Annotated in this window: 28 protein-coding genes; 18 read left to right on the top strand and 10 right to left on the bottom strand. The window is 70.1% G+C overall.

What is annotated here, in order from left to right; all coding sequences use genetic code 11:
• Positions 1-317: IS110 family transposase (locus tag A37W_RS0111620; RefSeq protein ID WP_018303210.1), on the top strand; the 317-nt coding region annotated here is incomplete at its 5' end.
• Positions 318-390: 73 nt separating this feature from the next.
• Here A37W_RS0111620 and A37W_RS0111615 read toward each other — a convergent pair.
• From A37W_RS0111615 to A37W_RS0111600, 4 genes are read right to left on the bottom strand one after another with little or no spacing between them, the layout of a single operon-like run.
• Entirely contained in the window at positions 391-1,449 is a 1,059-nt protein-coding gene (locus A37W_RS0111615) for a methyltetrahydrofolate cobalamin methyltransferase (RefSeq protein ID WP_018303209.1), read from the bottom strand.
• A complete protein-coding gene (locus A37W_RS24305; protein WP_302621161.1) occupies positions 1,446-2,102 on the bottom strand; it encodes an HAD family hydrolase in 657 nt (218 codons plus the stop codon). The genes A37W_RS0111615 and A37W_RS24305 overlap by 4 nt, the downstream gene beginning before the upstream one ends.
• Positions 2,099-3,034, bottom strand: a complete 936-nt coding sequence (locus A37W_RS24300; RefSeq protein WP_040753935.1) for a methylenetetrahydrofolate reductase — start codon at positions 3,032-3,034, stop codon at positions 2,099-2,101. Before A37W_RS24300 ends, A37W_RS24305 begins: the two co-directional genes overlap by 4 nt.
• 29 nt (positions 3,035-3,063) lie before the next feature.
• Complete coding sequence (locus A37W_RS0111600) at positions 3,064-3,363, bottom strand: virulence factor (protein WP_018303206.1); 300 nt, start codon at positions 3,361-3,363, stop codon at positions 3,064-3,066.
• Positions 3,364-3,557: 194 nt separating this feature from the next.
• On the opposite strand from A37W_RS0111600, the gene A37W_RS0111595 reads away from it, so the two are divergent.
• Positions 3,558-4,670 (top strand): Ppx/GppA phosphatase family protein, encoded by a 1,113-nt coding sequence (locus tag A37W_RS0111595; RefSeq protein WP_026198449.1) that lies wholly within the window; start codon positions 3,558-3,560, stop codon positions 4,668-4,670.
• 22 nt (positions 4,671-4,692) lie between these two features.
• A complete protein-coding gene (locus tag A37W_RS0111590; RefSeq protein ID WP_018303204.1) occupies positions 4,693-5,265 on the top strand; it encodes a YdeI/OmpD-associated family protein in 573 nt (190 codons plus the stop codon).
• 368 nt (positions 5,266-5,633) lie between these two features.
• On the opposite strand, the gene A37W_RS0111580 is transcribed toward A37W_RS0111590, so the two are convergent.
• From A37W_RS0111580 to A37W_RS0111565, 4 genes are all read right to left on the bottom strand, one after another.
• Positions 5,634-6,728: an ABC transporter ATP-binding protein gene (locus tag A37W_RS0111580; protein WP_018303202.1), complete on the bottom strand. Its 1,095-nt coding sequence runs from the start codon at positions 6,726-6,728 to the stop codon at positions 5,634-5,636.
• Positions 6,729-6,753: 25 nt separating this feature from the next.
• Entirely contained in the window at positions 6,754-7,905 is a 1,152-nt protein-coding gene (locus A37W_RS0111575; RefSeq protein ID WP_018303201.1) for a carbohydrate ABC transporter permease, read from the bottom strand.
• A gap of 24 nt (positions 7,906-7,929) precedes the next feature.
• Entirely contained in the window at positions 7,930-9,171 is a 1,242-nt protein-coding gene (locus tag A37W_RS0111570; RefSeq protein WP_018303200.1) for a carbohydrate ABC transporter permease, read from the bottom strand.
• A gap of 106 nt (positions 9,172-9,277) precedes the next feature.
• Positions 9,278-10,636 carry an ABC transporter substrate-binding protein gene (locus tag A37W_RS0111565; protein ID WP_018303199.1) on the bottom strand — a complete coding sequence of 453 codons (1,359 nt, stop codon included), beginning with the start codon at positions 10,634-10,636 and terminating at the stop codon, positions 9,278-9,280.
• A gap of 277 nt (positions 10,637-10,913) precedes the next feature.
• Between A37W_RS0111565 and A37W_RS0111560 the strand changes: the two genes are divergently transcribed.
• On the top strand, positions 10,914-11,885 hold the full coding sequence (locus A37W_RS0111560) for a glucokinase (protein ID WP_018303198.1): 972 nt from the start codon (positions 10,914-10,916) through the stop codon (positions 11,883-11,885).
• 4 nt (positions 11,886-11,889) lie between these two features.
• On the opposite strand, the gene pgl is transcribed toward A37W_RS0111560, so the two are convergent.
• Positions 11,890-12,561 (bottom strand): 6-phosphogluconolactonase, encoded by a 672-nt coding sequence (gene pgl, locus A37W_RS0111555; RefSeq protein ID WP_018303197.1) that lies wholly within the window; start codon positions 12,559-12,561, stop codon positions 11,890-11,892.
• Positions 12,562-12,741: 180 nt separating this feature from the next.
• On the opposite strand from pgl, the gene A37W_RS0111550 reads away from it, so the two are divergent.
• The 14 genes from A37W_RS0111550 (at position 12,742) to A37W_RS0111485 (ending at position 23,158) form a co-directional block, all read left to right on the top strand.
• Entirely contained in the window at positions 12,742-13,479 is a 738-nt protein-coding gene (locus tag A37W_RS0111550; RefSeq protein WP_018303196.1) for a dienelactone hydrolase family protein, read from the top strand.
• Positions 13,480-13,942: 463 nt separating this feature from the next.
• Positions 13,943-14,164, top strand: a complete 222-nt coding sequence (locus A37W_RS0111545; RefSeq protein WP_018303195.1) for a hypothetical protein — start codon at positions 13,943-13,945, stop codon at positions 14,162-14,164.
• A complete protein-coding gene (locus A37W_RS0111540) occupies positions 14,164-14,478 on the top strand; it encodes a YbjQ family protein (RefSeq protein WP_018303194.1) in 315 nt (104 codons plus the stop codon). The genes A37W_RS0111545 and A37W_RS0111540 overlap by 1 nt, the downstream gene beginning before the upstream one ends.
• Positions 14,475-15,101, top strand: a complete 627-nt coding sequence (locus tag A37W_RS0111535; RefSeq protein WP_018303193.1) for a DUF1638 domain-containing protein — start codon at positions 14,475-14,477, stop codon at positions 15,099-15,101. Before A37W_RS0111540 ends, A37W_RS0111535 begins: the two co-directional genes overlap by 4 nt.
• 49 nt (positions 15,102-15,150) lie before the next feature.
• The gene (locus tag A37W_RS0111530; protein ID WP_018303192.1) at positions 15,151-15,777 is read left to right on the top strand and encodes a MarC family protein; all 627 of its coding nucleotides are present in this window, start codon (positions 15,151-15,153) and stop codon (positions 15,775-15,777) included.
• Positions 15,778-15,793: 16 nt separating this feature from the next.
• The gene (locus A37W_RS0111525; protein ID WP_026198447.1) at positions 15,794-16,372 is read left to right on the top strand and encodes a retropepsin-like aspartic protease family protein; all 579 of its coding nucleotides are present in this window, start codon (positions 15,794-15,796) and stop codon (positions 16,370-16,372) included.
• Positions 16,373-16,488: 116 nt separating this feature from the next.
• Positions 16,489-17,679 (top strand): ABC transporter substrate-binding protein, encoded by a 1,191-nt coding sequence (locus A37W_RS0111520; RefSeq protein WP_018303190.1) that lies wholly within the window; start codon positions 16,489-16,491, stop codon positions 17,677-17,679.
• A gap of 72 nt (positions 17,680-17,751) precedes the next feature.
• On the top strand, positions 17,752-18,528 hold the full coding sequence (locus A37W_RS0111515; RefSeq protein WP_018303189.1) for an ABC transporter ATP-binding protein: 777 nt from the start codon (positions 17,752-17,754) through the stop codon (positions 18,526-18,528).
• Positions 18,525-19,121 (top strand): hypothetical protein, encoded by a 597-nt coding sequence (locus A37W_RS0111510; RefSeq protein ID WP_018303188.1) that lies wholly within the window; start codon positions 18,525-18,527, stop codon positions 19,119-19,121. The genes A37W_RS0111515 and A37W_RS0111510 overlap by 4 nt, the downstream gene beginning before the upstream one ends.
• Positions 19,118-19,936, top strand: coding sequence for an ABC transporter ATP-binding protein (locus A37W_RS0111505; protein ID WP_018303187.1), 819 nt, complete (start codon positions 19,118-19,120; stop codon positions 19,934-19,936). Before A37W_RS0111510 ends, A37W_RS0111505 begins: the two co-directional genes overlap by 4 nt.
• Positions 19,937-19,938: 2 nt before the next feature.
• Positions 19,939-20,385 carry a hypothetical protein gene (locus A37W_RS0111500; protein ID WP_018303186.1) on the top strand — a complete coding sequence of 149 codons (447 nt, stop codon included), beginning with the start codon at positions 19,939-19,941 and terminating at the stop codon, positions 20,383-20,385.
• Positions 20,386-20,449: 64 nt separating this feature from the next.
• Positions 20,450-20,827, top strand: a complete 378-nt coding sequence (locus A37W_RS0111495; RefSeq protein WP_018303185.1) for a hypothetical protein — start codon at positions 20,450-20,452, stop codon at positions 20,825-20,827.
• 28 nt (positions 20,828-20,855) lie between these two features.
• Positions 20,856-21,866, top strand: coding sequence for a branched-chain amino acid ABC transporter permease (locus tag A37W_RS0111490; protein ID WP_018303184.1), 1,011 nt, complete (start codon positions 20,856-20,858; stop codon positions 21,864-21,866).
• A complete protein-coding gene (locus A37W_RS0111485; protein WP_018303183.1) occupies positions 21,863-23,158 on the top strand; it encodes a branched-chain amino acid ABC transporter permease in 1,296 nt (431 codons plus the stop codon). The genes A37W_RS0111490 and A37W_RS0111485 overlap by 4 nt, the downstream gene beginning before the upstream one ends.
• 182 nt (positions 23,159-23,340) lie before the next feature.
• On the opposite strand, the gene A37W_RS0111480 is transcribed toward A37W_RS0111485, so the two are convergent.
• Positions 23,341-23,934 (bottom strand): outer membrane protein, encoded by a 594-nt coding sequence (locus A37W_RS0111480; protein WP_018303182.1) that lies wholly within the window; start codon positions 23,932-23,934, stop codon positions 23,341-23,343.
• Positions 23,935-24,079 lie beyond the last annotated feature (145 nt).

The following is a 24,079-nucleotide window of genomic DNA, read 5'->3' as shown; positions in this document are numbered from 1 at the left end:
CCGAGATGCCCGAACTCGGCAAACTCGACCGACGACGCATCGCCGCGCTGGCGGGACTGGCGCCGGTCGCGCGCGACTCCGGGATGCGCAGCCCGCCCCGCAGGATCGCCGGCGGCCGACCGGTGATCCGCTCGCTGCTCTACCTCGCCGGCCTGCAGGCCTCGCGCCGGGACCCTGCCTTCGCCGCCTTCCGCGCCCGCCTCGAGGCCGCCGGAAAGCGTCCCAAGCAGGCCATCATCGCCGTCGCACGCAAGCTCCTCACCGTCCTCAACGCCATGCTCCGCGACGCCAAGGACTACGCGACAGCCAACCCCTGAGGTTACAGTTGCCGGCTCAAGGCCGGGGCGCGCAGTCTACGCCGAAGGGTAGCGCTCGGACCGCCTCCGAACCTTACCCCGCCCGCCGCCGCCGGCCGCCCGCGCGGCCGCCCCGGCCTTCGCCGGCGGCGGCGCCCGCGGGGCGGTTGAAGCGGATCCAGTCGGCGCCGGAGGGGTCGTTGTTCAGCAGGAAGTTGGCGGCGCGGATCGCCTCCATCTCCTTGCCCGGCCGGGCCTGGGTGGAGCCGAGGTTGAAGAGCGTCAGGAACGTCTCGTCGTCCAGCCCCTCGGGCAGGACGATGCCCGCCGCCTCCACCTCGGCCCGCTTCTCGGCGATCTTCGACGCCGGCACCGGCAGGGCGCAGGGATTCATGATCGCCGACGTCATGCCGGCCGAGGCGGCCATCGGCAGGAAGGCATTGTTGATCCCGTGCCGGTTCGGCAGCCCGAACGAGATGTTGGACGCGCCGCAGGTCGTGTTCACGCCCAGCTCCTCCCGCAGCTTGCGGACGAGCGTGAAGACCTGCAGGCCGGCCGTCCCCATCGCGCCCACCGGCATCACAAGGGGGTCGACGACGATGTCGTGCGCCGGGATGCCGTAGTCCGCCGCCCGCTCCACGATCTTCTTCGCCACGGCGAAGCGCACGTCGGGGTCCTCGGAGATGCCGGTGTCGTCGTTCGAGATCGCGACGACGGGCACGTTGTACTTCTTCACCAGCGGCAGGACGAACTCCATCCGCTCCTCCTCGCCGGTGACGGAGTTCACCAGCGGACGCCCCTCGCAGGCGGCGAGGCCGGCCTCCAGCGCGGCGGGCACCGAGGAGTCGATGCACAGCGGCACCTCCACGAGGCCCTGCACCAGCTCGATCATCTTCGTCATGAGCGGCGGTTCGGTCTCGTTCGGGTTGGGGTTGGAGTTGTAGACGACGCCGGCGTTCACATCGAGGACGGTCGCGCCGCACGCGACCTGCGCGACGGCGTCCTTCTCGACGGTGGAGAAGTCCCCGGCCTCCAGCTCGGCCGCCAGCTTCTTGCGGCCGGTCGGATTGATCCGCTCGCCGATGACGCAGAACGGCTGGTCGAAGCCGATGATGGCGGTCTTGGTCTTGGATTCGACGACGGTGCGGGTCACGTGGGGGTCCTTTCGAGCAACTGGTCGAGTCCCGGGTCTTCGAAGTCCCGGATCGTGAGGTGGGCGCCGGCCGCGCGCAGCGCGGCGTCGGTGAGGGCGGAGCGGACGCCGACGACCCTGCAGCCGGCGGCGGCGGCGGAGGCGAGGCCCGAGGGGCTATCCTCGAACGCGACCGCATCGCCAGGCGCAACGCGGAGGGCGTCGCAGGCGGCGAGGTAGGGGGCGGGGTGCGGCTTGGCGCGGGCGCACTCCTCTCCGACGACGATGGTGGCGAAGGCGTCCGCCAGGCCGATCGCCTCCAGCATCGCCTCGGCGTTGAGGCGCATCGCGTTGGTCACGACCGCCATCGGCGTGCCGCGGGCCGCTGCCTCGCGGATCAGCCGCGCGGCGCCCGGCGCCGCCGGATAGGGCCGCGGCAGGCGGTCGCGGAACTCGGCCTCCTTGCGCTCGGACAGGCCTTGCGGATCGGGCTCGTCCGGCAGGTATTCGGCGAAGAAGTCGACGTTCAGCCGGCCGTGGATCGCCTCCATGTAGAAGGCGCGGTCGACGGCAATACCCCGCGGCGCGAGGAGGTCGCGGAACACCGCCTCGTGGATCGGGTCGGTGTCCAGCATGGTGCCGTCGAGATCGAAGAGAAGCGCGCGGACCGTCACGCCGAGGCGGCCGCCGGCACGCCCGCGGCGCCCCCGTTCTCGGTCACCCACTTGGCGCAGGTCTTGATCCCGCCCAGCGGGAAGAAATGCACCTGCTCGATCCCGAAGCCGGGATGCGCCGCCTTGTGCGCGGCGAGCGCGGTCAGCACCTCGTCCGGCTCGTAGGGCATGACCAGCTTGGTCACGTCCATCGCCCGCTTCTGCAGGACCTTGAGCGAAGGGCCGACGCCGCAGGCGATGGCGAACTTGATGAGGGTCTGCAGCTTGGCCGGGCCGGCGATGCCGATGTGGATGGGCAGCTGGATGCCTTCGGCGGCGATGCGGTCGGCCCATTCGATGATCGGCCCCGCATCGAACGAGAACTGCGTCGCCAGAGCCATCTGCGCGTCGGTCCGCTCGCTGAAGGCCTGCTTCCAGCGCAGCGCTTCCGAGACCATTCGGTCGGACCCATCGGGGTCGATGTCGCGGTTGCCCTCGGGGTGGCCGGCGACGTGCAGGCGGGTGAAGCCGTGCTGGTCGAAAAGCCCGGTCTCCAGCATCTGGATCGACGAATGGAACTCGCCCACCGGCTCCTTCACCCCGCCGGCGAGGATCAGGCCCTGCTTCACGTCGGCCGCGTCCTGGTAGCGGGCGATCCACTCCTGCAGGGTCGCGGCGTCCTTCACGATGCGCGCGGGGAAGTGCGGCATCGGTTCGAACCCCTCGGCCCGGATGCGGGCGGCGGTGGCGACCATATCCTCGATCGGGGTGCCCTCGATGTGGGCGATGTAGACGCGGGTGCCGGCGGGCAGGATCGCGCGGAAATCCTCGACCTTCTCGGCGGTGCGGGGCATCACCTCGATCGAGTAGCCCTGCAGAAATTCCTCGAGCTCGCCGGAGCCGGTGGTGGTGGCGGGCGCGTCCTTGCGGCGCAGGAAGGACAGAACGGACATCAGCGTCTCCTTGAAGCGGGGGCCGCGGCTCACGCCGCGCGGCCGTCATTGTCGATGAGGGCCCGAAGGCGGGTGTCGTCGTATTCGGCCTCGATCGCGTCGGCGCGGGCGCGGGCCACCGCCTCGGGCTCGCCCTCCGCGGCGCCCTCGGGCGCCTTGCGCCACTCGGCGAGGTAGGCGTCGGTGTCGCGGGCGCCGGCCTTCATCGCGGCGCGGTCGATCGCCTGCTCGAACCGCTCGGCCAGCTGGACCTTCGCGCCGCCCCTGCCCCGGCCGACGATGACCTGGGCCGGAATGTCGCGCCAGTAGACGACCGTGACGTCGGGCATGGGGCGTTGTCCTCCTCGCGGGCCGGCGTCGGCCCTTCCAGCGCCTGATACTAGCGTGCCCTGCCGCGGCTGCATCCGTTTTCGACATCTGCCGCGCCGCCAGCGACGGGATGCGACTTCTGCCGGGGCGAAGCCTTGCACCGGCGCCGCGCGATCCGTAGGTTGGAGGGAACTCGTTCGGAGGGCGTTTCGACATGGCGCCCAAGCGTCCCATACGCGCGGGCGCATTCCCCAGAGCGGTCGAGAGCCCCGCGCCCAGACCACCCGACCCGGCGACGCTGTACGCGGCGCTGGACTTGGGAACCAACAGCTGCCGGATGCTCATCGCGCAGCCGAAGGGCAGCCAGTTCCACGTGGTCGACAGCTTCTCCAAGTCGGTCCAGCTCGGCTACGGGCTGGAGACGACGGGCCGTCTGTCGCGTTCATCCATGCAGCGGACGCTGAACGCGCTGCGGATCTGCCGCCAGAAGATCGCCCGCCACAAGGTCACGCGGATGCGCCTCGTCGCGACCGAGGCCTGCCGGCGCGCCAAGAACGGCAAGGCGTTCCTTGCGCAGGTGCAGCGCGAGACGGGACTGGACCTGGAGATCATCGAGCCGGAGGAAGAGGCCCGCCTGGCCGTCATCTCCTGCGCGCCCCTCGTCTCGACCCGGACCGAGCAGCTGCTGGTGGTCGACATCGGCGGCGGCTCGACCGAGCTTGTCTGGATCGACCTCACCAAGGTCCCCCAGCGCGAGCGGCCCCGCGCCATCATGCGCCTGCACGCCGGCTTCCGCGCCGATCCCGGACCGTTCCAGGCGGCCAAGGTCGTCGACTGGATCAGCGTGCCCCTCGGCGTCGCGACCCTGCGCGACCAGTTCGCCGACGTCGAGAACGACGCCGCGCGCTTCGCGCTGATGAGCTGGTTCTTCGAGGAGAACCTCTCCGCCTTCGCGCCCTCGGCGCTGGAGCAGGCGCGCGAGGGGTTCCAGATCATCGGTACCTCGGGGACCGTGACGACCGTCGCCGCCTCGCACCTGGGGCTCAAGCGCTACGACCGGACCAAGGTGGACGGGCTGCGCATGACCTCGGACCAGATCGACGCGGTGATCCGCGACTACCTGACGCTCGGACCCGAGGGACGGCGCAACGATCCACGCATCGGCAAGGACCGGCAGGCGCTGATCATGTCCGGCTCGGCGATCCTGCAGACGCTGATGCGGCTCTGGCCCACCGACCGGCTGTCGGTCGCCGACCGGGGGCTGCGCGAGGGGCTGCTCTACGCGCAGATGAACGCGGACGGGGCGCTGGAAGATGTTCCCTACTGATCCGGCCGGACAAGACGGTTCGATGGCCAGGGCGGACGACTGGTTCGAGGATCGCGACACGTGGGGCCCGGAAGCGCGGGCGCTCCGCCGCGTGCTGCTGGGCGCCGGCCTGCGGGAAGAGATCAAGTGGGGCAAGCCGACCTACGGAACGGCGGACGGCAATATCGCCATCATCCAGCCGTTCAAGCATTTTCTCGCGCTGATGTTCTTCAAGGGTGCCCTGCTCGACGACCCCGAGGGCGTACTGGAAAGCCAGGGCGAGAACACCCGCTCCGCCCTGCGGGTGGTGTTCCGCTCGGTCGCGGACGTGGAGCGGCTGGCGGGCGCCGTCCGGGCGCTCGTCGCCAGCGCGGCCGAGGTCGAACGCAAGGGCCTGAAGGTCGAGGGCCCGCCGGAGCTGGACCTGTGCGACGAGCTGGTCGACGCGCTCGACGCCGACCCGGCGCTTCAGGACGGCTGGAACAGCCTGACGCCGGGGCGGCAGCGGGAATACGCCCTCCACATCGGCGGGGCGAAGAAGTCCGAGACGCGCGCGGCCCGCGTGGACAAGTTCCGCGACCGCATTGCGGCGGGACGGGGCATGCGGGACCAGTGACGATACACCGTGAGGACGCCATACAGGATCCGCGCGAGCGGAGGCACCGATGCCCAAGGCCACGACGTCCGTCACCTTCCAGCCCGACACCCCTCGCCGCAGGAGGTCGGCGAACGACGGACCGGCATCCGCGGACTGGAACCGATCATTACGTCCGGCGACCCGAGCTGCCATCTGACGTCCTGCTTCGTGGCGTCCCTGGCGCCGAGCGAGCTCGGGACGTTCCTCTTCAATGCCGACGGCCAGCGGGACGAGGTCGTGCGGACGCTGGATATCCTCCTGACGGGGGTGTGACGGGGTCGGTGGGTTTCACCCACCCTACCCCGCTTCCGTAGGGTGGGTGAAACCCACCGCGACGGCCGGTCCCCTCACCGGTAATACAGCGACCGCCCGTTCGCGAAGACCTGCACCTTCTCCGGCACCGCCGTCAGCTTGACGTTCCGGCCGCGCAGGTCGCGGTGGATGCCGGCGAGCTTGGCGATGACGGGGTCGGCGCCGTTCACCTTCTCGAAGTAGAGGATCGTCACCTCGCCGAGGGCCTCGGTGATCGCGACCTGGCCCTCGAAGATGAAGGGCGCGCCCTCGGCCGCCTCGACCATGTCCTCGGGCCGGACGCCGACGTTCACCTTCAGGCCCTTGTCCGCCGCCTGCGTCGGCACGGCGGACACGGCCGTGCCGCCGCCCTCCAGCCGGACGGTGGTCTGCGCGCCGATCTCGACGATCTCGCCCGGCAGCAGGTTCATGGCGGGCGAGCCGATGAACTGGGCCACGAACTCGTTCTCGGGCCGCTCGTACAGCTCCAGCGGGGTGCCGACCTGGCTGATGCCCTTGTTCGCCAGCACGACGATCCGGGTGGCCAGCGTCATCGCCTCCACCTGGTCGTGGGTGACGTAGATCATCGTCGAGTTCGGCATCGACTCCTTCAGCTGCGCGATCTCGATCCGGGTGGCGACCCGCAGCGCGGCGTCGAGGTTCGAGAGCGGCTCGTCGAAGAGGTAGACCTTGGGATCGCGCACGATGGAGCGGCCGATGGCGACGCGCTGGCGCTGGCCGCCCGAGAGGGCCTTGGGCAGGCGGTCCAGGTACGGCTCCAGCTGCAGGATCCGGGCGGCCCGGCCCACCGCGGTCTCGATCTCCTGCGGGGTCTTCTTGGCGAGCTTGAGGGCGAAGCTCATGTTGTCGCGCACGGTCATGTGCGGGTAGAGCGCGTAGGACTGGAACACCATCGCGATGCCCCGCTCGGCCGGGGGCATGTCGTTCACCACCCGCCCGTCGATCTCGAGCGTGCCGCCGGTGATCTTCTCAAGCCCCGCGATCATCCGCAGCAGCGTGGACTTGCCGCACCCGGACGGGCCGACGAAGACGACCAACTCGCCCTGCTTGATGTCGAGGTTGATGTCCCGCAGGACGTCGACGGTGCCGCCGTAGGTCTTCTCGACGTTCTTCAGTTTCAGATCGGCCATCGGGCGCCCTCCCCCTTTTCGGCTCTTACTTGACCGATCCGGCCAGGAGGCCGCGGACCAGATAACGTTGCATGGCGAAGAAGACGACGAGCGGGACCGCGATCGACACGAACGCCGCCGTCGCCAGGATCTCCCAGTTGCCGCCGCGGGTGCCCAGCAGCTCCACGATCTGCCGGGTCATCACGGTCGTGTCCCCGGTCGCGTCGATCAGGAACACGATGGCGACGAGAAGGTCGTTCCAGGTCCACAGGAACTGGAAGATCGCGAAGGAGGCGAGCGCCGGGAACGACAGCGGCAGGATGATCTTGGTGAAGATCTGGAAGTCCGTCGCGCCGTCGACCTTGGCGTTCTCGATGATGTCCCGCGGCAGGCCGACCATGTAGTTGCGCAACAGGTATATCGCGAGCGGCATGCCGAAGCCGGTATGCGCGAGCCAGACGCCCACGTAGCCCTTCCCGATGCCGATGTCGGTGTGCAGCTTGAGCAGCGGGATCAGCGCCAGCTGCAGCGGCACGACGAGCAGCGCGACGATGGCGGCGATCAGCAGCGCCCGGCCGGGGAAGTCCATCCAGGCCAGCGCGTAGGCCGCGAAGGCGGCGACGAGGATCGGGATGATCGTGGCCGGGATCGTCACCGTCAGCGTGTTGAAGAAGGCCTTGGCCATCGAGTCCGTCGTGTTGCCGGAGAAGAGGACCTGCTCGTAGTTGTCGAGGGTGAATTCCGGCGGAACGGAGGCGGTGACGAAAACCCGCTGGCCCCGCCCGCTCGGCTCTTCGGCGCTGGTGTAGACGTAGTCGCCGTTCTCCTGCACCACCATCGTCTCGCCGTCGCCCGGCGCGGCCTCGTCGCCGGGCACGAAGGCGGCCACGTCGCGGGACGACACGCCCCAGGTGCTGATCGGCAGGGGGTCGATCCCCTCGACGTCGTAGAGGTTGCCCTCGATCACCCAGACGCCGTCCGCCTGCACCGCCTCGTCGGTGCCCGCGGTGCGCAGCTGCAGCGTCTGCTCGGCGGGGAACATCGACTTCCACCAGCCGGAGGACGAGATCTGGTCCGCCGTGCGGAAGGACGAGACCAGCAGGCCGACCGTCGGGAAGACCCACAGCAGGACGAGAAGCGCGACCGAGATGTGTACCGCCCAGGTCAGCGAGGATTTCGTTCCTGCGATGTTATCCATGTCGCGCCCTCCCCCGGCCCGGCATCACCGCATCTCCTTGCGGGCGTTGTAGACATTCCAGACGAGGATCGGCGTGACCATCAGCATGATGACCATCGCCGCGGCCGAGCCGACGCCCCAGTCGTTGGCGCGGAACAGCTTGTCGTACATGTAGTTGGCCAGCACCTGCGTCTCCCACTGGCCGTTGGTCATGGCGAAGACGATGTCGAAGACCTTGAGGACGACGATGGTGATCGTGGTCCAGACCACGACGATCGTCGACATGATCTGCGGCACCTTGATCTGGAAGAAGATCTGGAACGGGTTGGCGCCGTCCACGATGGCGGCCTCGACCGTCTCTTCCGGGATGCCGCGGAGCGCCGCCGACAGGATGACCATGGCGAAGCCTGTCTGGATCCAGACCAGCACGATCATCAGGAAGAAGTTGTTGTAGAACGGGATCGTCAGCCACGTCTGCGGCACGCCGTAGGGCGGCGTCGCGGACAGCAGCGAGATCAGGCCGCTGACGCTGGTCCAGACCAGCCACAGCGCCACGATTGCAAGGATCACCCGCAGGATCATCGCCGCGGCGCCCATGCGCGGGCCCGGGCGGCTCTGCCACATGGGGCGGACGGCGATGTAGCCGAGGTAGGCGACCGCCGCGCCGAAGGCGAGGATGAGCAGCGCCGGCACGATCTTGAGCACGATCACCGACCAGACGCCGCCGTCGAAGGTCAGCCAGACGGCGTTGAGGATGCCGATCTGCTCGGCGCCCGCGGGGCGGGTGTCGTAGACCAGCTTGAAGATCACCGCCGCGCCGACGAACGAGATCGCCATCGGCATGAAGATCAGCGACTTGGCGAACGCGCCCCAGCCGATCCGGTCGGTCAGCTGCGCCACCAGAAGGCCGAACGCGGTCGAGGCCGCGGGCACGACCACCAGCCACAGCAGGTTGTTGCTCATCGCCTCCCAGAACTTCGGCTCCGAGGCCATCTGGGTGTAGTTGTCGAGGCCGACCCAAACCGAGCCGCCGGGGACGCGCTCTGTCAGCGACAGGCGCATGGTCTCGACCACCGGGTAGGCCAGGTAGAGGCCGAGGACGAACAGCGCGGGGAACAGGAACAGCCATGGCCGCACCATGTTGGCGCGGTTGATATTCCTGCCCGCATTCTCGCCGCGGGCGGGAAACAGGACTTTGTCGAGGAAGATGTTGGAGAAGTAGAAGTAGGCGACGCAGCCGCCGACGCCGAACACGATGGTCAGAAGACCCTGCAGAGCAGGATTCATGCCCTCACTCCTCCCTCGTCACCACTTCTGCGGCGTTCTTTGCGGGCCGGCCCGGACGCGCGGGCCGGCCCCTTTGTCGATGCTACGGGGCGTCAGCCCCGCCGGATCACTGCAGCGAGTCCCAGCTGTCCTGGATCTCCTGCGCGACCTGCTCGGCCGACTCGCCTCCCGCGAAGTCGACCATGCCGGTCCAGAACGACCCCGCGCCGACGCCGCCCGGCATCAGGTCGGAGCCGTCGAAGCGGAACGTCGTCGCGCTCGTCAGGATCTCGCCGAACTGGCGGCGGGTGTCGTCCGAGTAGGTCTCGGGGTTGGCGCTGGTCAGCGGCGTCAGGAAGCCCTGGCCGGGAACGGCCATCCACACCTCGTGCGCGATCGGGGTCTGCAGGAACTCGATCAGCGCCTGCGCGCCCGGGCTGTCTTCGGTGATCGCGAACAGCGTGCCGGCGCCGAGCACCGGCGAGCCGAGGTCCTCGCTCTCGTAGGCCGGGAAGTAGAAGAAGTCGGCATCGACGCCCACTTCGGTCCCTTCCGGGAAGAAGGCCGGGATGAACGACGCCTGCCGGTGCATGTAGCATTGCGGCGGGCTGTCGAAGAGGCCCTTGGGGCTGTCGCGGAAGTCGGTCGAGGCGACCGCGCCCTGCCCGCCGGCGACGTAGTCGTCCTGCAGGAACCAGCCGAACTCGTTGATCGCGTTCACGACCGCGGGGTCGGTGAACGGGATCTCGTTGGTCACCCACTGGTCGTAGGTCTCGGGACTGGCGGTGCGCAGCATCAGGTCCTCGACCCAGTCGGTCGCCGGCCAGCCGGTCGCGCCGCCCGAGCCCAGCCCGATGCACCAGGGCGTCTCGCCGTCCGCGGCGATCTGCTCGGTCAGGGCCTTCAGCTCTTCCATCGTCTCGGGGACTTCGTAGCCGGCATCCTCGAAGTTCTCGGGGACGTACCAGACCAGCGACTTCAGGTCGGCCTTGTAGGGGAACGCATAGAACGCCTCGGACCCGTCGGCGCCCTCGTAGGTGCCGAGATCGACCCAGCTGTCGCCGGCGGCGTAGTTCTCGGACATCCAGCTCGCCGCCTCGTCGCCGAGGGGCGTCAGGAAGCCGCGGGCCGCGAGGTCGGCGGCCAGGCCGGGCTGCGGGAACACGGCGACGTTCGGGGCCGAGCCGGCCTCGGCGTCGATCACGATCTGCTGCTCGAAGCTGTCCGAGCCGGTGTAGCGCACGTCGGCGCCGGTGGCGTCGGCGAAGTAGGCCAGCACCGCCTCGACCGCTTCCTGGTCGGGGCCGAGCCAGGGGCCGAACACCGTCACCTGCTCGCCCGAAAGGTCGTGGCTGTCGGCGAACGAGGTGTAGCTGTCCCAGTTGAAGGCGCCTTCGCCCGGCGGGAACATCAGGTCCTGCGCCGAGGCGGACCCGGCGACCAGCGCGCCGAGGGCGGCACCCGTCCAGAGTGCTTTCGAGATCATCAGAGATATCCTCCCATCTTCGCGCGGGCTTGAGCGCCGCGCTCGTTGAACGATGTGGTGCAGCAGGATGCTAGCGCCCGCATGCCCATCGGACAGGGGGAGAGTCACCGAACTTCCCCGCACTGTCAATCTGGCCCGCTGCGGCCGCGTGCCCGGAAGTCTTTGGGAATGTTCGCAGTTGCAGCATGGGCCCGGGCCGGCATCGCTTGCGCCCGCCCCTGCCCGCGCCGTATCAGGGCGACGACGCGCCCGCCCGGGACCCGCGAAGGAGACGATCATGGCCCATCCGCCGAACACCCTGTCGCTGGTCGCCGACATCGGCGGCACCAACACCCGCGTCGCCCTGGCCGACGGCCGGACGATCCTGCCGCAGACGGTGCGCCGCTACCGCAACGCCGACTTCGCCGGCCTTGACAGCGTGCTGCGCCGCTTCATCGAGGAAGAGGACGACGTCGACTGCGCCGCCGCCTGCGTGGCGGCGGCGGGGCCGGTGCGCGACGGGCGCGCGACGCTGACCAACCTCGACTGGACCATCGACAAGGCGACGCTCGGCCGCGCCACGCGGGCCGAGACTGTGGCGATCCTGAACGACCTGCAGGCCCAGGGCCACGCGCTGGGATTCCTCGACGCCGGCAACGTGCGCACGATCCTCGACTTCCCTCCGGCGAGCGAACACGCGGCCAAGCTGGTCATCGGCGTCGGCACCGGCTTCAACGCCGCGCCGGTGTTCGAGACCGATGCCGGCCGCCTCGTCGCGCCGTCCGAATCCGGCCACGTGAACCTGCCCGTCCGGAACGAGACCGACATGCGGCTCTGCCGCTACGTGTCGACCGCGCACGGCTTTCCGGCGGTGGAAGACGTTCTCTCCGGCCGCGGGCTGGAGCGGGTCTACGCCTGGCTCGGCGAGGAGGCGGGCGATCCCCGCGAGCTGACGGCGGCCGAGATCGCCGCGGCCTGCGCCGGCGGCCGCGACGCCCGTGCGCGCGAGGCGGTGCGCGTGGTGGTGGAGTTCCTCGGCATGGTCGCCGGCAACCTCGCGCTGATCCAGCTGCCGTTCGGCGGGGTCTACCTCGTCGGTGGCGTGGCGCGGGCGATCACGCCCTACCTGTCCGAGTTCGGCTTCGCCGACGCGTTCCGCGACAAGGGCCGCTTCGCCGGCTTCATGCGCAATTTCGGCGTCGCGGTGGTCGAGGACGACTACGCCGCCCTCGTCGGCTGCGCCGCCCACCTCGCCGCGCTGCGGGGCTGACCCCTCAGCTCTCGGCCCAGTGGACGGTGGCGCCCTTCAGGACCGCCGCCACCGGCGCCTCCTCGGGCGTCAGCCGCCGCGCCTTCTCCAGCGCCTCGCGCTTGTCGGCGCCGGTGATGACGATGTGCGTGGACAGCGCGTCCCGCAGCGCCCGCGCCGACAGCGTGATCCGCGGCTCGGCCGCGCCCGGCGCCCGCATCGGCACCAGCAACGCGCTCCCGTGCAACGCGTCGTCCAGCCGGTCGGCGCCGGGGAAGATCGACGCGGTGTGCATGTCCGCCCCCATCCCCAGCAGCAGGACCGAGATCGGCATCTCGGGCGCGAACGTCGCCTCCAGCTGCTCCAGCGCCTCCTCGGGCGTCTCGGTCCCGGCATAGAGCGGCACGTAGGTCGCCGCCGCCGCCCGCTCGGTCAGCAGGCGGCGCCGCACCAGCGCGGTGTTCGACCGGGGCGAGTCCTCCGGCACCCAGCGCTCGTCCGTCAGGAAGACGTGGACGCGGTCCCAGTCGAGGTCCGCGCCGCACAGGCTGTCGAAGACCGGGCCGGGCGTCGTGCCGCCGGGCACCGCCAGCGAGGCATGTTCGTGCGACGTCAGCGCCGTCCGCAGCTCGCTCGCCAGCCGGTCGGCGAGGTCGAGCATCATCATCTCGGCGTCGGGATATTCCTTGAGCTCCACGCGGCGCCTCCTTCCATCGGATCCGGGGGGAAGTGTTAGGCGCGATGGCGGCCACGGGAAAGGGGGCGTCGGGGGCGCACCCAACGCAGGCGTGACCGCGCCCGGCCCGCGGGGCGGTTGACCGATGGAGCGTCCGGACCACCGTCCGGCGCATCGGCCCATGCCAAGGAGGAACCTCCGATGTCCCGTCTCGCCATCCTTGCGGCCCTCGCCGCCTCGCCCGCCCTCGCCGACGACGTCACCTACGACGTGGGCGGGGTGGAATATACCGGCTACTTCGCCGCCGCCGAGGACCCGCATGGCCTCGTCCTCATCGCCCATGACTGGGACGGCCTCGACGACTACGAACGCGGCCGCGCCGACATGCTGGCAGACCTCGGCTACGACGCCTTCGCGCTCGACATGTACGGCGCCGACACCGAGGCCGGCACGATGGAGCAGAACATCGCCGCGACCAGCGAGCTGACCGGCGATCGCGAGAAGATGCGGACGCTGATCGAGGCCGGCCTCGCCGCCGCGCGCGGGCAGTCGGACGCGGAGTCGCTGGTCGTCATGGGCTACTGCTTCGGCGGCGGCGTCGCGCTGGAGATGGCGCGGTCGGACATGGCCGGCGAAGCGGTCGGCTACGCGTCGTTCCACGGCTCGATCGAGACGCCCGAGGGCCAGTCCTGGGACGGCGACGAGCCGCCCGTCCTGGTCCTGCACGGCGGCGCGGACGAATCGGTGCCCCTGTCGGCGGTGCAGACCCTGATGCAGGAGTTCGAGGCAGCCGGAAACACCTACACGGTGGAGATCTATTCCGGCGCGCCCCACGCCTTCACCGTCGAGGGCTCCGACCGCTACCAGGCCCGCGCCGACTCCGAGAGCTGGGAGGCGTTCACCGACTTCCTGGAAGAGGAGACCGGCGGCGGGGCGTAATGCGCCATTGCCCCCGGGGCGGAGCGCCCACCCCCGGGACTACCCGCCCCGGCCCCGAGCCGGGGCCTCGCGCGGCTTGGCGCCCCGGGATCGGCGAGGCCCCGGCTCAAGGCCGGGGCGGGACGATCCGGGGCGGATCGCCCCACGCCGCTTCGGCCCCGCCACGCAATAGGCCCCCTCCGCCCCGCACCTGCGCCGGGGCCTGGCGCCCGGGATCGGCGGGGCCCAGGCTCAAGGCCGGGGCGGGGCGATCCGGGCCGAACCGTCCTGCGCCGCTTCGGTCCCGCCACGCGGGTGGCCCCTCCGCCGCGGCCCTGAGCCGGGGCCTCGCAACGGTCCGCGCCTCCGGCTGGGCGGGGCCCCGGCTCGAGGCCGGGGCGGGCTGCACACCATGGCTCCCGGCGCGCGGCCGCTTTCGCCGGCCCCTTCCTCCCCCTATATCTGATGGGAAAGGAGCCCGCCCATGCCCCTCGAACGCCTCGTCCTGATCCTCGTCCTCGTGATCGCCGCCGCAGGCGTCACCGTCTGGCTCGCCTCCCTCGTCGTCGCCTCCGTCGCGTTGCCGGCCTGGGCCACCCTGGGCCTCGCCATTCCCGGAGCGCTCATCCTCTACATCGTGCTCCGCGCCATCTCCGAGCGGCGGAGCGACCCCGACGACGACCGCTACGACGAGGTGAAGCACTGATGCTGGTGGTCACGACCGACGGCGTCCCCGGGCGCGAGGTGGCCGAGGCGCTGGGCCTCGTCCGCGGCGCGACGGTCCGGGCCAAGCATATCGGCACCGACATCGTGGCGGGCCTGCGCAACCTCGTCGGCGGCGAGGTGAAGTCCTATTCCTCGATGCTCGCCGGCGCGCGCGAGCAGGCGATGGACCGGATGATCGAGGCCGCCCGCGCGCTCGGCGCCGACGCCGTGGTGGCCTGCCGCCTCGAGACGTCCTCCATCATGTCGGGCGCCTCCGAGATCGTCGCCTACGGCACCGCGGTGCGGCTGAAGTGACGCTGACGGACGCCGCCCTCACGACGGACGGCAAGGCGCCGGAGGGGACGGGCCGCGTCCTGGTCCTCGCCTGCGGCGCGCTGGCGCGCGAGATCCTCGCGATCCGCGACGCGAACGGGCTGCACCACCTCGACCTTCAATGCCTGCCCGCGATCCTGCACAACCACCCCGAGCGGATCCCGTCCGCGGTGGAGGACGCCGTGACGCGCCGCCGGGACGACTACGACGACGTCTTCGTCGCCTACGCCGATTGTGGCACCGGCGGGATGCTGCAGGCCACCTGCGACCGGCTCGGCGTGCAGATGATCGAGGGCCCGCACTGCTACAGCTTCTTCGAGGGCAACGCGGACTTCGCGGCGCGGGACGAGATCGACGCCTTCTACCTGACCGACTTCCTGTGCCGGCAGTTCGACGCCTTCGTCTGGCGGCCTCTCGGCCTCGACCGGCACCCCGAGCTTCGGGACATGTATTTCGGGCACTACCGCACCCTCGTCTACCAGGCGCAGACCGACGACCCTGCCCTGACGGCGAAGGCGGAGGACTGCGCCCGCCGCCTCGGCCTCGCCTTCGAGCGGCGGCCGACCGGCTACGGCGACCTCACCGGCGCGCTGAAGGCCCTCTGACGCGACAGCGAAGTGGCGCGGCGGCGCCCGCCCGTGCTAGGCGGCGCACATGACCGACTGGACGTCCCTCATCACCGCCTTCACTACGCTCTTCGTCATCATCGACGCGCCGGGCATGGTGCCGCTGTTCATCGCGCTGACCCATGACAACAGCGCGGCCGAAAGGCGGGCGATCGGCGTGCGCGCCTGTCTCGTGGCGGCGGCGCTGATGACGGCGTTCCTGTTCCTCGGCGAGGCGGTCCTCGGCTTCATCGGCATCTCCATACCCGCCTTCCGCGTCGCGGGCGGCGTGCTGCTGTTCCTGACCGCGCTCGACATGCTGTTCGAGCGGCGGCAGAAGCGGCGCAGCGACAATACCGGCGAGGCGGCCGCCTCCGACCACGACCCGTCGGTCTTTCCGCTCGCCATGCCGCTGATCGTCGGGCCGGGCCTGATCACGACGATCATCCTTCTCGCCTCCAGCGCCGACGGCCCGGCGGGGATCGTGGCGCTCGGCGTGGTTCTCGCTCTCAATCTCGGGATCGTGTTCCTGGCGTTCCTCGCCTCGCCGTTCATCGCGAACGCGCTGGGCAAGACCGGAATCAACGTCATCACCCGCGTCCTGGGCATGCTTCTCGCGGCGCTCGCCGTGCAGTTCATTCTCGACGGTCTCGTCTCTTCCGGCTTCGGCGGTTGAGCCCCATATGTCCGGCATGACCGGAAACGACATCGCGCAGGTCCTGTATCTCGGCCTCCTCGGGGCGGCGATCGCGGGCTACTACTTCGCATCCCACCGCGGCAATCTCGGCCCCACCCTGCGGGCGCTGATGCTGTGGGCCCTGATCTTCGTCGGCGTGATCGCGGCCTACGGCATGTGGAGCGACATCCGCGGCACCGTCGCGCCCGGCCAGCAGCTGCTGGCGGACGGCCGGATCGAGGCGCCGCTCGGCCGCGACGGGCACTACCACCTGACGGCGGACGTGAACGGCGTGCCGGTGAAGTTCGTCGTCGACACCGGCGCGAGCGAGATCGTCCTCAGCCGCGAGGACGCCGCGCGGGTCGGACTCGACCCCGCGACCCTGGACTACTGGGGCGCCGCCCAGACGGCCAACGGGATGGTCCGCACCGCGCCGGTGCAGCTGGACGAGATCCGCCTCGGTCCCATCGTCGACGACGGCGTGGCCGCGGTGGTGAACGACGGAAACCTCGACTTCTCGCTCCTCGGGATGGGCTACCTGAACCGCTTCGCCCACATCGAGATCTCGGGCGGCCGGCTGATCCTCACCCGCTGACGTCGCCTCCGTTCCGCAGGGGCAATCCCTCTCTGACATCTTCACAATCGCCGGAGGTCCGCGTAGCCTCCGGCACACAAAAGACGACGTCGCAAGACGAAAACAGGGAGACCACCATGAAGAGACTGCTTCTCGCCTCCGCGGCGACCGCGCTCGTCGCGGGCACGGCCAGCGCGCAGGACGACACCGTCAAGATGGGCATCCTGCTCAGCTTCACCGGCCCGATCGAAAGCCTGACGCCGCAGATGGCCGACAGCGCCGAGCTGGCGATCCAGGAGGCCAACGACGCCGGCGGCATCCTCGGCGGCATGATGATCGAGCCGGTCCGCGCCGACGCGACCTGCATCGACGCGCAGGCGGCCACCGCCGCGGCCGAGCGTCTCGTGACCGCCGACGGCGTCGTCGCGATCATGGGCGCCGACTGCTCGGGCGTCACCGGCGCCGCGCTGTCGAACGTCGCCGTGCCGAACGGCGTGCCGATGATCTCGCCCGCCGCCACCTCGCCCGCGCTGTCGACAACCGAGGACAACGGCCTGTTCTTCCGCACCGCCCCCTCCGACGCCCGCCAGGGCGAGGTGCTGGCCGCGATCCTCGCTGACAAGGGCGTGACCGAGGTCGCGATCACCTACACCAACAACGACTACGGCAAGGGCCTGGCCGACGCGTTCGCCGCGTCGTTCGAGGCGAACGGCGGCACGGTCACGATCTCGGCCCCGCACGAGGACGGCAAGGCCGACTACTCGGCCGAGGTCGGCGCGCTCGCCGCGGCGGGTGGTGAGGTGCTGGCGGTGTTCGGCTACTCCGACGGCGGCGGCAAGGGCATCATCCAGAACGCCCTCGACACCGGCGCGTTCGATACCTTCGTCATGGGCGACGGCATGTACGGCGACCAGTTCGTCACCGACCTCGGCGCCGACATCGCCGGCAGCTACGGCTCGGTCCCGTGGGCCGAGGGCGAGGGCGCGGATGCCTTCCTGGCGATCACCGAAGAGGCCGGCATCAACGGCGAAAGCTCGTTCACCCGCGAGAGCTACGACGCGGCGGCGCTGCTGATCCTCGCAATGGCTGCGGCCGGCGAAGCGAACGGCGCGGCGGCGGCCGAGCACGTCCTCGACGTGGCGAACGCCCCGGGCGAGGTGATCCTGCCCGGCGAGATCGCCAAGGCGCTGGAGCTCATCGCGGCCGGCACCGACATCGACTACCAGGGCGCCTCCGGGGTCGAGCTGATCGGCCCGGGCGAGGCCGCGGGTACCTACCGCGAGTACACCATCACCGACGGTGGCTACGAGACCGTGCAGTTCCGCTGAGTCGGGGCTGAATGCGGGGCGGTCCGGACGTTCCGGGCCGCCCTTTTCACATCACAAGAGACGGCCAAGCGCTTGATCCGCGTCGAGACCCTTCACAAGCATTTCGGCGGCTTCCACGCCGTGGACGGCGCGTCGCTGGAGATCGCCAGGGGCACGATCACGGGCCTGATCGGTCCCAACGGCGCCGGCAAGACCACCCTGTTCAACGTCATCGCCGGCCGGCTGCCGCCGACCAGCGGCACCGTGACGATGGAGGGCGAGGATATCACCGGCCTGCCGCCGCACGCCCTGTTCCACAAGGGCCTGCTGCGCACCTTCCAGATCGCCCACGAGTTCGCCTCCATGACCGTGCGCGAGAACCTGATGATGGTCCCGGGCGGGCAGTCGGGAGAGCGGCTCTGGTCCGCCTGGTTCGGCCGCGGCCGGATCGCGCAGGAAGAGCGGGCGCTGGCGAAACAGGCCGACGAGGTCCTCGACTTCCTCACGATCTCGCACCTCGCGGACGAGAAGGCGGGCAACCTGTCGGGCGGGCAGAAGAAGCTGCTGGAGCTGGGCCGGACGATGATGGTGGACGCCAAGATCGTGTTCCTCGACGAGGTCGGCGCCGGCGTGAACCGGACGCTGCTGAACACGATCGGCGACGCCATCGTGCGGCTGAACAAGGAGCGCGGCTACACCTTCTGCGTCATCGAGCACGACATGGACTTCATCGGCCGCCTCTGCGACCCGGTCATCGTGATGGCCGAGGGCAAGGTGCTGGCCGAGGGTTCGGCCTCGGACATCATGCAGAACGAGGCCGTGATCGAGGCCTATCTCGGCACCGGCCTCAAGAACAAGGCGCCGGCATGAGGGGCCCCGCGACATTCGCTGCGGCGCGCAACGCGCTGGCGTCGCTGGCCTTTTCGGCAGGCACCGCCGCGGCATGCGAGGACGTCGGGCAAGGCGCGCAGTTCTGTCCCGAGGACATGCCGCAACTCCTGACGCCGGCGCCGGACCATTTCGGGATCGTGGCCTTCCGCGACGGGGCCGGCCGCGTCGTGATGGTCGAGGCGGCGGAGCCGATGGACCTCGGCGACGATCCGGTCGCGACCCTGCGCGCGCGGCTGAACGACATGGCCGAACTCGCCATCGGCGGCGACATCCACGGGTTCGTCCCGCTGATCGAGGACCGGCCCTCGGGTCTTCCCGCGCCGGCGGTCCGCTTCGCGTTCCGCGTGGCCGAGGATCTGACCGAGGGCGAGCACGAGCTGGACGATCATGCCCACGACGGCCCCGGCGCGATCGGCCGGCCGACCACGATGGCCCTGACGCTGATGGGGGACGCGTCGGGGACGCTGTTCGTCAGCACCGTCGCCGAGGGCGAGGAATACATGACCGAGGCGCACGCCCTGCTGCACCAGGCGGCGCTCGAGGCCGTGACCTGGCCGGAGGGCGACGAGTGAGCGACAGCGCATACGGCGCCCGCGGCAACGAGGACCGCTCGATCACCCGGTCGAACGAGCCTTTGACGCCGCCCTACCCGTCCGGCGACCCGCGGGCGGCCGGCGGCACGCCGTTCCTGATCGGCGAGGCAATGACCGGCGGCTACGGCCGCGGCGCGGACATCCTCAACGGCTGCACCGTCGCGGTCGACAAGGGCAAGATCGCCGTCATCGTCGGCCCGAACGGCGCCGGCAAGTCGACTGCGATGAAGGCGATCTTCGGGATGCTGTCGCTGCGCGAGGGCCGCGTCGTGATCGACGGCGAGGACATCACCGCGCTGTCGCCGCAGGACCGCGTCGCCAAGGGCATGGCCTTCGTTCCCCAGACGCAGAACATCTTCACCTCGATGAGCGTCGAGGAGAACCTCGAGATGGGCGCGTTCCTCCGCCGCGACGACATCTCCGGCACGATGGCGCAGGTCTACGACCTCTTTCCCATCCTCAAGGAAAAGCGACGGCAGGCCGCGGGAGAGCTGTCGGGGGGCCAGCGCCAGCAGGTCGCCGTCGGCCGCGCGCTGATGACCCAGCCCAAGGTGCTGATGCTGGACGAGCCGACCGCCGGCGTCTCGCCCATCGTCATGGACGAGCTGTTCGACCGGATCATCGAGGTCGCCCGCACCGGCGTCACGATCCTGATGGTGGAGCAGAACGCCCGACAGGCGCTGGAGATCGCCGACATCGGCTACGTGCTGGTGCAGGGCGGCAACGCCCATACCGGCACCGGCGACGAGTTGCTGGCCGACCCGGTCGTGCGGCGGACCTTCCTGGGGGGATGAGGATGCGCCATGCCCTCGCCGCCCTCGCTGTCGTCGCGACCGCCGCACCGGCGGCGGCGTGCACCCTGTCGCGAACCTGCGATCCGACGCCCTGCCCGCGAGACTCCCTCACCCTCGACATGGCGGGCCTGGGACGGGCGGTGGCGCTGCGCTCCGGCACGTTCGAGACCGATCGGGGGCGGGTGAGACTGTCCTCCGCGATCTATCCGGGGGAAAGCCATCCCGTGATCCACTTCACAGAAGGCGGGGCGGAGACGAGCTACCGGGTCACCAGCGAAGGTTGGAGCGTCGGTGGCCGGCAGGACGCGGCGATCTGGCAGATCTCGATCGGCCGCGACGGCGCCGTCGACGCGCTGATCTATCCGGATGGCCTGCGCCGCTATACCGACTATACGAACCGGCTGACCTATGCCGGCATCTGCAGCGAGGTCGCCGGATGGACAAGGTGATGAACGCGCGGGTCGCGGCACTTCGGTGTCGGAGATGCGACCAGACACCGGTGGAGGATTCGAAATGAAGCTTCAGGCCCTTGCGATCGTCGCGGTCCTGTCACCGGTCTCCGCCCTGGCGGAAGGCGCGGTGCAAGACCTGACCTGCGAGATCGTCTCGGAGTGCGACCCAACGGGCGCCTGCACCGCCGGCGGGAGCGTCCCCATCGTCATCGAACCGCTCCGCACCGAAGGCACGATCAACGTCGTCTCCATCCTGATCGAGCAGCGCGAGGTCGAGGCGCTGCAGGACGGCGCCTTCGGCGCTATGGAATGGACGACCGAGGACAGCCGCGAATGGCTGATCCCGGCCGGGCCCTCCAGCCTCGTCTGGGTCAAGCAGACGATGGGCGAGAGCCTGTGGTCGGTGACGCGGATGCTCTCGTGCGTGGGGGCCGGATGAAGCGGGACAAGAGGACGGACGCCGACAGATGGAGCTGATGAACGCGCTGGTCGCGCTCCTGAACTACGTGGTCGTTCCCGGCCTCGCCTACGGCGCCCAGCTGGCGCTGGGGGCGCTGGGGGTGACGCTGATCTACGGCATCCTGCGCTTCTCGAACTTCGCCCACGGCGACACGATGGCGTTCGGGACCATGGCGACGATCCTCGCCACATGGGGGCTGCAGGCGGCGGGGGTCACCTTCGGCGTGCTGCCGACGGCGCTGCTGGCGCTGCCGGTCGGCATCCTCGGGACCGCGCTGTTCGTCCTCGGCACCGACCGGGCCGTCTACCGCTTCTACCGCACGCAGAAGGCGGCGCCGGTGATCCTCGTCATCGTGTCGATGGGGGTGATGTTCGTGATGAACGGCGTGGTGCGCTTCATCATCGGGGTCGACGACATCGGCTTCGCCGACGGCGCCCGCTATCTCGTGAACGCGCGGGACTTCCGCGACTGGTCGGGCCTCGACGAGGGGCTGGTGATCCGGGTGCCGCAGGTCATCACGCTGGCCACCGCGGCAGTCGCCGTGGCGCTGCTGTTCTGGTTCCTCAACCGCACCCGCACCGGCAAATCGATGCGGGCGTTCTCGGACAACGAGGATCTCGCGCTGCTGTCCGGCATCAACCCCGAGAAGGTGGTCGCGGTCACCTGGATCATCGTCGCGGCGCTGGCGACGACGGCAGGCGTGCTCTACGGCCTCGACAAGAGCTTCAAGGCCTTCACCTACTTCCAGCTCCTGCTGCCGATCTTCGCCGCCGCCATCGTCGGCGGCCTCGGCAGCCCCCTCGGCGCCATCGCCGGCGGGTTCCTCATTGCCTTCTCGGAGGTGACGCTGACCTACCCGTGGAAGAAGGTCCTCGGCTATCTCGCCCCCGAGGGGTGGGAGCCGGAGGGCCTCGTCCAGCTTCTCTCGACGGACTACAAGTTCGCGGTCTCGTTCGCGATCCTCGTCCTCGTCCTTCTCTTCCGGCCTACGGGCCTGTTCCGGGGGCAATCGGTATGAGCCGCGGTCTGATCCTGTATGCGCTGATGGCGGCGCTGATCGTCGGCACCGGCCTGCTGCAGGGCTGGAACCTCGCTCTGACGATCCTGAACATGGGGCTGATCTCGGGCGTTATGGCGCTGGGGGTGAACCTGCAGTGGGGGTTCGCCGGTCTCTTCAACGTGGGCGTCATGGGCTTCGTCGCGCTCGGCGGTCTGGCGGCGGTGCTCGTCGCGATGCCGCCCGTGGGCGAGGCGTGGGCGGCGGGCGGGGTGCGGCTGCTCCTCGGCCTCGCGCTCGGCGCGGCGACGGTGGTCGCGGCGGTGCTGCTGTGGACCCGGATGGCCAGGGGCCGGATGCGGGCGCTGGCGGTGGCGGCGGTGCTGCTGGTGGGCTGGCTTGTCTACCGCGAGGTCTTCGACGGCGGCGTCGGCGCGGTCGAGGCGGTGAACCCGGCCTCCACCGGCTATCTCGGCGGCCTCGGCCTGCCCGTCCTGCTGGCCTGGCCGGTGGGCGGGCTGATCGCGGCCGGCGGGGCCTGGGTGATCGGCAAGGTCTCCCTCGGCCTGCGGTCCGACTACCTCGCCATCGCGACGCTGGGCATCGCCGAGATCGTGATCGCGGTGATGAAGAACGAGGACTGGCTGGCCCGCGGCGTGAAGAACGTCATCGGCATCCCGCGGCCCGTGCCCTACGAGGTGGACCTGCAGGCCAGCGCCGGGTTCGCGGAGCGCGCGAACGCGGTCGGTCTGGACGTCGTGACCGCCTCGACGCTGTGGGTGAAGGTTCTCTATTCCGGCCTCTTCGCCGCGGTCCTGCTGATCCTGCTGTGGCTCGCGCAGCGGGCGCTGGCCTCTCCGTGGGGCCGGATGATGCGGGCGATCCGCGACAACGAGGTCGCGGCCGAGGCGATGGGCAAGGACGTCACCCGCCGGCACCTACAGGTCTTCATCCTCGGATCCGCCGTCTGCGGCATCGCCGGCGCGATGATGACGACGCTGGACGGGCAGCTGACGCCGGGCACGTACCAGCCCCTGCGCTTCACCTTCCTCGTCTGGGTGATGGTGATCGTCGGCGGGTCCGGCAACAACTACGGCGCGGTGCTGGGCGGGATGCTGGTCTGGTGGCTGTGGGTGATGGTGGAGCCGATCGGCCTGTGGCTGATGACCACGATCACCGCCGGCATGCCCGACGGCTCCTGGCTGAAGGGTCACCTTCAGGACAGCGCGGCGCACATGCGGCTGCTGACGATGGGCGTGATCCTGCTGCTGGTGCTGCGGTTCTCGCCGCGCGGGCTGGTGCCGGAACGGTGAGCGGTGGCGGACTTCGCCCCGGCCTTGAGCCGGGGCCCCGCCGAGATGATGCACCCCGCCCCATCGAGGCCCCGGCTCAGGGCCGGGGCGGGTCGTCATCGACGCGGTTCCGCTCAGCGACCGCGGGCCGAATGAAAAGGGCCGCCCCAAGGGCGGCCCTCCTGTCGTCCCGGAGACTCGGATCAGAACCGGAAGTTCGCCCGGATCGACACCAGGTCGGAGCTCAGCTCCTCGTCGTCGAACTCGTCGCGGCCGTATTCCGCGCCGATGCTGAAGCGGTTGCTCACCATGTATTCGGCGCCGACACCGTAGTTGTAGCCGTTGTAGCTCTCGTCCAGGTCGTCGATGTCCAGCATCGACGCCCCGACGAAGGCGTAGGGCATGAAGCGGCCGGCGTCGTAGCCGACGATCGCCTTCGCCCGCGTCAGCCCGGCGTCGAAGGCGGTGTCGCTGTCTACCAGCTCGTATTCGCCGGCGAAGTACTGGACCTCGGCACCGGCCACGATGCGGCCGAAGTCGAAGAGGTAACCGACCTGCCCGCCGAAACCGGAGGTGTCGTATTCGAACGGATCATCGCCGTCGCCGAACTCGGCGCTGCCCACGCCGTAGGACAGACCGCCGTAGAAGCCGCTCCAGTCCGCGGCGGGCGCCGGCGGCGGGGTGACGACGACGGGGGCGGTCACGATCGGGGTCGGGGCGGGGTCGGCCATGCCGCCGGCGGCGGCGGCGCCGGCGGTCAGGGTCAGGGCGGCGGCGGTGCCAAGAAGGTGTTTCATCTGTCTGTCTCGCATTCTGCTTCGATGTCGTCAGCGGGGTCTTTCGGCCCCGTCCTGGCGACAACGTCAGACATGGAAACCGGGCTGCGCGAAAGTCAGGCTTTCCCGCCCCGCCGGCCCGAACCGTTGCAGGTGCGCAACGTCG

Origin of the sequence: Wenxinia marina DSM 24838, from assembly GCF_000379485.1 — a bacterium.
GTDB classification, from domain to species: Bacteria; Pseudomonadota; Alphaproteobacteria; order Rhodobacterales; family Rhodobacteraceae; genus Wenxinia; species Wenxinia marina.
Note: the sequence above shows the minus strand (reverse complement) of the source record. Positions and strands in the feature narration are given on the sequence as shown.